Annotated in this window: 1 protein-coding gene; it reads left to right on the top strand. The window is 44.0% G+C overall.

The genetic code is table 11. From position 1 onward, the window contains the following. The first annotated feature begins 93 nt into the window (after positions 1 to 93). Positions 94 to 1,065 (top strand): IS30 family transposase, encoded by a 972-nt coding sequence (locus IJ23_RS23665; RefSeq protein WP_050550131.1) that lies wholly within the window; start codon positions 94 to 96, stop codon positions 1,063 to 1,065. The last annotated feature ends 27 nt before the right edge of the window (positions 1,066 to 1,092 follow it).

The following is a 1,092-nucleotide window of genomic DNA, read 5'->3' as shown; positions in this document are numbered from 1 at the left end:
CTTGGATTCAAGTACGAAGTGCGACACCCCTGAAATTTAAAACAGTGAGATGTGCTATTCATAAATTTTACTCCCGCCAAGAAGTGAAAAACCATGAATTACACACACCTCACTGAGAATGAAAGGTATATGATGTCCGCACTTAGAAAGCAAGGCATTAGTGTCGTCAACATCGCTAAAGAGCTAGGGCGTCACAAGAGCACTATCTACCGAGAATTTAAACGTAACTCTCGATACAACGCCTATCGCCCTAACCCTTCCTATCAGCCTGCTAGAGCACAACAAAGAGCTAGAAACAGGTTGAGCCGGTCACGGCGTAACAAGCGCTATACCAAGCACGATTTCAAAATTATTGACGCGCTTATAATGCTCGATTGGAGTCCTGACCAAATCGTTGGGTATTGCCGTTTGCATGGCTATCCAGTGATGAGCCATGAGCTTATTTACCAGCACATTTGGACCGATAAAGCCAACGGAGGCATGCTCTGGAAACATTTACGTCAATCACCAAAACAGAGACGTAAGCGCTACAACGCCAAAGATAGCAGGGGGAGAATTGCCGCTAAAAGGCACATAACAGAACGACCAAAACAAGCTGAGTTACGCCTAGAACCTGGACATTGGGAAATAGATACCGTGATCGGTCGCGGAACTAAGCACTGCATTGTCACTCTCGTTGACAGAATGACTGGCTACACCTATATCGGACAGCTAGATGACCGAACAACTGTATCACTCAACGCGAGAATGACAGAGATCGTTACACGTTCAAACTTACCATTTAGAACTATCACTGCTGATAATGGTACAGAATTCAATCAATATCAGGAGATAGAAAACAAGCATAAATGCTTGTTTTACTTCGCAACGCCCTACCACTCTTGGGAGCGAGGGACCAATGAGAATACAAATGGACTCATACGCCAATATTTACCTAAGAAAACCTCAATGGCTCATGTGACACAAAGACTGTGCAGCCAGATAGCGTATAAACTGAATAACAGACCACGCCAAAGGCTTGGTTACAAGACACCAACAGAGTATATTTATGAGCAGCTACTCTAAGTGTCGCACTTCAAACTTGATACTAAG

It is taken from the genome of Vibrio sp. OY15 (assembly GCF_000742455.1).
Lineage (GTDB): Bacteria > Pseudomonadota > Gammaproteobacteria > Enterobacterales > Vibrionaceae > Vibrio > Vibrio alginolyticus.
This window is presented reverse-complemented; position numbering and strand designations above follow the sequence as displayed.